The sequence below is a fragment of the Mycobacterium sp. TH-M106 genome, from assembly GCF_057473765.1.
Map to the genome: position 1 here is coordinate 1 of NZ_JBYCLE010000404.1, position 5,581 is coordinate 5,581.

Here is a 5,581-nt window from a genome sequence, read left to right on the forward strand (position 1 = left end):
ATTCCGACTCTGACTCGGACTCGTCATCCCCCCAGGTCTCCGGCAGCATCGGCATTCGCGGCCCGCCGCCGAATCCGTCATCGGCCAGCGTGGTCAACCCCGCCACCGCAACCCGCGGCTTGCGCGTCGTGCCAGCCAGCCCCAACGCGCCCACCCCCGCCTCCGATGCCGTCACCGGCGCCGCGGTATCGGGACCGGTGTCGGAGGCCACATCCATGAACTCGTCGGCGAAACCGCGCATCGTCGCCCGCCGTCGTCGCCGCGCCCGGTCCCGTTCTCGGGCCGACGCCCGCGCCGCCGCCGCGGCGGCCGGCACCCGGACGGCTGGGGCTGCTGCTGTGGCGCGGTCGCCCAGCGTCGGTCCGAGCCCGGTGTCGGGATCGGCAGCTCCCACCAGGTAGCCAAAGCCCGCCACGCCGGTCGCCGGCGCCGACGGCGCCGCGCCCGCCGCCACGCCTGCCCCGGCGGGCGCCGCCGGCGCGCCAGTGGTGGCGCTACCGGACGCGAAACCCGCCACCACGGCGCCGGGTTGCTCAGCACCGACCGGTGCCGTGGTCGGCGCCGCAGCCGGGATGACGACGGGTGCGGCCGTGCCCAGCATCGCCAGATAACTGACGCCCAGGCTGATCGCGATCGGCACAGTGATCGCCGGAGCGCTCAACATCAACCCCCAGAGCGTAAATCCGGTGGGGATCCAGAACGCCTCGTACCCGATGAAGAACAGCAGCGGAATCCAGGCAGTCGGGTTCGCCATGATGGCGGTGATCGCCTGAGACGGATTACGGACCAGATGGATGAGCTGGTTCACCATCCGGGTGAAGAAATCCGACCCCGCCGTCGGTTGGCTGGCGGCCGGCAAGGCGTTCTTCGTCTTGCACACCGTCGGCGCCGGAGCGGTGCGCGGCGCCGACGCCAAAGCCGAACCGGAGACGGCATGGTAGGTGCCCATCGTGGTGGCCGCCTGGATCCACATCCGTACGTAGTCCGCTTCGTTCAGCGCGATCGGGATGGTGTTGACGCCGAAGAAATTCGTGGCGACAAGCACCGCGTGGGTCGTGTGGTTGGCCGACAGCTCGGCCAGTGTCGGCATGGCTGCCAGCGCGGTGGCATAGGCCGAGGCGGCTGCCTCGTGCCGCGCGGCCACTCCGGCGCTGTCGACGCTGGCCTGGGTCAACCACGCCAGGTACGCCATGTGCGCGGACATGTACTGCTCAGCGCTGGGACCCTGCCATGCCGAGGCTTGCACGTTCGCCAGAAGTGCGGTGAGTTCCTCTGCGACCATGGCGTATTCAGCGCTCAGCGAGGTCCACGCCCCGGCGGCAGCCAGCAGCGGACCCGGGCCCGGGCCGCTGGCGAGCAATGCCGAATGCACCTCCGGCGGGGAGGCGATCCAGACCGGGGCTACCATCGTCAGCCGCCCGCGCCCAGATACGTCGCCGCCGCGGCGGCATCCCCGGTGGCGTAGCTGACGCCGGACTCGCCCACGCCCACCCCAGCGCGACCCAACTCTTCGACACCTTGGGCGGCCACCGCGGCGTGTTCGCGGCCCTGGGCGGAGAAGCCCGCCGCGGTCTGCAACGACACCGGGTCGGCGGCCGGCGGCACGACCGCGGTGATCAGCGGCGCGGCAGCGGCTTGGGCCGCCGCCAGCCGGGCGGTCAACGCCTCGACCGCCGCGCTGGCCGCCGCCAGGCCCTCGGGGACCACTCGTAAGGTCATGGCAGATCCTCCTTACCCGCTCTTATGTGCTCCGGCACGGACATTCATCGCACGAGCCTCGAATCGACCAGCGGGTTGACCAGCTGAACATAGGTTGGACTGTCGCTGTCGCCCAACAGGATTGCCCGTCCGGCGGGCAGCCGGCCGAACCGCTGTCCGCGGATCTTGCCGCTGTCAGCCGGGTTGCCGGACAGCATCAGCGTGGTCGCCTGCAGGTCGTTGAGCCGGCGCAGCAGCGGGTTGGTCATCAATGCGTGCGCCGACCCGGTCGCGCGCCCGGTGACGATCACCCGCAGCCCCAGGTCGCCGGCCTGGGACAACAGGTGAATCAGGTTGGTCCACGGCCGTTGACCGGCATAGGGTCCGGTCAGCGCGGGCGTGTCCGGGACGGTGTCGACGTCGTCGACGATCAGGTAGTGCGTCTGGCCGTGGTAGGTCCAGCCGGTCAGTTCCGAAGGCGACAGGCCGGCCGGCGGCTGACGCGACGCGATCAGGGCCGACAGGCCCAGCATGGCCGGGACAATCCGGTCGACGTTAGCGGTGTATTCGTTGTCGGCGAACAGCGGCTCGTCGACCAGGTGCAGCCGCCGGTCGATCACGGTGAACGCCACCTGGTCGGCGGTGTTGTGGTCGCGCACCGTGCGGATGATGTGGCGCAGCAGGGTGGTTTTGCCGGACTTAGCATCGCCGAACACCATGAGCAGCGGATTGTCGGCGAAGTCCAGCTCGATCGGCGCCAGGTCCTCCTCTCGCTGGCCGATGACGATCCGCTCCGGGCCCGGATACAGCGGGCCGAGTGCATCCGGCGCCAGGCTGGTGGGCAGGAGCCGCACCGGTGGCGCGGTGACACCCGGATAACGGGCATTGATCTCGGCAATCCGGTCCAGCTCCGGCGCGGCGAACAGGAAGTGCTCGGCGGCCATCGTCAGGCCGCGGCCCGGCTGGTTGGCCGGGACGGCCTCGGCCGGGCGGTGCAGCGCTCCGGCTACCCGGACGTTGCTGTCCCGCGGGTCGTGCAGTTTGAGCTCCAGCCGCAGGCCCAGTCCGTCGCGCATCGCCAGCGGCACCTCCAGCCAGCTTCCGGTGGTGACGACCACGTGGATGCCGTACGCCAAGCCGACGTTGACCAGCTCGGTCACCTTGGCCAGCAGCGGGTTACGGGTGTTGAACTGATCTGTGTTGTCGCGGCTGAATGCGTAGAGGTTGTCGATGACCAGGAACACCTCGCCGAACCCGTCCTGGTATCCGTGAGCACCCCCGCCGTCCGTGTCCCGGAAGGTCTCCCGGCGCTGACGGTCGGCCAGCAACTGCTCCAGCTCGCCGAACGTGCGCCGGATCCGTTCCGGTTGCAGGCCCGAGGCGACGCTGCCGACGTGGGCAAGGTCGGCCACTGCCCGCAGCTGGCCGCCGCCGTAGTCCAGGCAGTAGAACGTCACCTCGCGCGGCGACTGCAGACTGGCGGCGGACATGACGAAGGTTTGCAGCGCAGTCGTTTTGCCTGACTTCGGTCCGCCGTGGATCACCATGTTGCCGGCTGACGAACGGGCGTCGAACACCAGCAGGTCGCGGCGCATCTCGAACGGCCGGTCGATCTCGCCGAGCGGCCAGCGCAGCTGCCCTTCGCCGACCTCGGCGCGCGCCAGGACGGCACTCAGCGCGATCGGCTCGTCCAGCGGCGGCAGCCACAGCTGCGGAGCGCGCGGCCCGCAGTGGGCCAGCTGGTCACCGATGGTCGTGATCAGTTTGCGGGGCGGGCTGGCCGACTCTTCCTCGGTATTGTCCACCGGCACCACGTCCTGGTCGGAGGGCACAGGACCGGCAATGAACAGCCTGGGCTCTGAATCAGCATGGGTCACAATGGCTCTCGACTCGCGGGGCGGGTCATAGATGCCGTCGACATAGGTGCTGCGAAACTTGATCGGCGCCGCGCCGGGCGCGGGCACCAAAAAGCCCTCGCCTTTGTGTTCCCTGCCTGATTCAATGTGGTAGGCATCCTCGACACCGATGATCTGTCGAGACACGCTGGGGCTGGCCACTTTCAGCCCGATCCGGTAGGAGGTGTTCTTGTCGATGTCTTTGATCTTGCCCACATCCAGCGTCTGGGACGCGAAGAGGATGTGAATGCGGAACGAACGGCCCTTGCGCGCGACGTAGTCGAACAGCTCCGCATATTCCGGATGATCGGCCAGCATCAGGGTGAACTCGTCGGCCACCACGAAGAGCGTCGGGATCGGCGGCAGGTCGTCGGCATCCGGCCCGCGCTGTGCGCGAACGTTCTCGTACTCGGTCACCGAGTTGAACGCGCTGCCCTGCAGCTGGCGGCCGGCCTCGCGCAACAGCGACTCCCGGCGGGCCACCTCGCCGCGCAACGTGTCGGCGAACCGGTCGGCCAGCGATTTCTTCTCGGCCATGTTCGAGATGACCGCGACGACCTGGGGGAAGTTGCGGAAGATGTCGGCGCCGGCCTCGCCTTTGAAGTCGGCGTAGATCACGATCAACCGGTCGGCGGGGTGAGTGGTCAACAGCGACAACAGGATCGCCATCAACGTCTGCGACTTGCCGGCACCGGTCATCCCGATCATCAACCCGTGCGGGCCCATTCCGCCCTCGGCTTCGTCCTTGAGGTCGAAGATCAGCGGTTCTCCGGTGGCGGTGACCCCGATCGGGGCCCGCAGCTCCTCCTCCCGGCTCCGCGGCGCCCACAACGTCGCGACGTCGAGGGAAGCCGCGTCCGGAATACCCAGCAGCGTTGTGAAAGTGCCGCCCCGGGTGGCTGCCGACCGCAGCCCGGCATGGGTCGGATTGGAGTCCCAGCGCGACAGTCGGCGGGCCAGGTGGGCTGCCTCGTCCGCGCCGAGCTGGTCGGCGTGAGCGACATAGCGCTGCCAGCCGCCGGTCTGCCAGCGGTCTATCTGCGGTTGGTCTCCGCCGCCGATGCGCAGGATCGACCGTTCCGGGTCGGAATACTGCTCGCGGTGCGGAGCGGTGGCACCGTGGTAGACGACGGTGACCCCGGCTCGGGGAACCGCGAACGGCGATGCGGCCAGGTCATTGGGGTCCCAGTCGGGGTCATCGATGACGATCAGCAGGTGCCGCAACGTCTCGGCGGGACCGCCGGTGAACGCCGGACGGTTAGCGAGTGCTGGCTCCAGCAGCACGGCCAGCTCGCCGGGGTCGCTCGCAAGGTAGCGGGCGGGACCGAGGCCGTCAATCCGGCCGGGAATGTCGGTGTGCGGCAGCCACTTCAGCCAGGACCACGCCGAGCCTTCCAGGTCGGGCGTGGCCAGCGCCACCCCGAGGATCGTCGGGTCATGCCAGGTGACCGCCTGGGCAACCCAAGCGCGCAGCGCGGCGCGCACCGGGTCGCTTCCGGACCCGGTGTCGGAGTCCGCGGACCCGAGCACGGTGATCCTGGACACCCTGGTCAGATCTAGCCCGACCGGAACGTCGGGCACCGTGCGCTGGGTGTCGAGCATGCTCCGCAACGTGCTGTGCGACACGGGTTCCAGGTCGATTTCGTCGGCGGCGTCGGTCACTCGCACCGCACTGGCCAGCGGCACCGAATCCCGCCCGATGCGCACCACCAGGAAATCGTCGTCGTGCGGGTCGCGCTCCCACTGGCGCCGTGATCCCGGCACGGCCGCCAGGTCGCTCGGGTCAGGATGCGACCACAGCGCAGCCGCCCGCTGCTTCGCGGCGCTGGCCCGGATGTTGTCCCGTACCACAGACAGATAACGCAGGTAGTCGGCCCGTTCGGCGTCCACTTCCACGGTGCGGGCCAACTTGTCCCCGCCGCCGCGGTAGATGCCGGCCGCCGCCACCAGCAGAGCGAACGGGAAGAACAGCATCACCGGGGAGATCA

General features: G+C 69.4%; 3 protein-coding genes. All 3 read right to left on the minus strand.

Features of this window, described 5'->3' with window-relative positions; translation table 11 throughout:
• A partial coding sequence (locus tag AC2VOP_RS14285; RefSeq protein ID WP_486961582.1) for a PPE domain-containing protein occupies positions 1–1,408 on the minus strand: 1,408 nt, incomplete at its 3' end.
• A gap of 2 nt (positions 1,409–1,410) precedes the next feature.
• Positions 1,411–1,719 carry a PE family protein gene (locus AC2VOP_RS14290; protein WP_486961583.1) on the minus strand — a complete coding sequence of 103 codons (309 nt, stop codon included), beginning with the start codon at positions 1,717–1,719 and terminating at the stop codon, positions 1,411–1,413.
• A gap of 44 nt (positions 1,720–1,763) precedes the next feature.
• On the minus strand, positions 1,764–5,581 hold a 3,818-nt coding region (eccCa, locus tag AC2VOP_RS14295; RefSeq protein WP_486961584.1), incomplete at its 5' end, for a type VII secretion protein EccCa.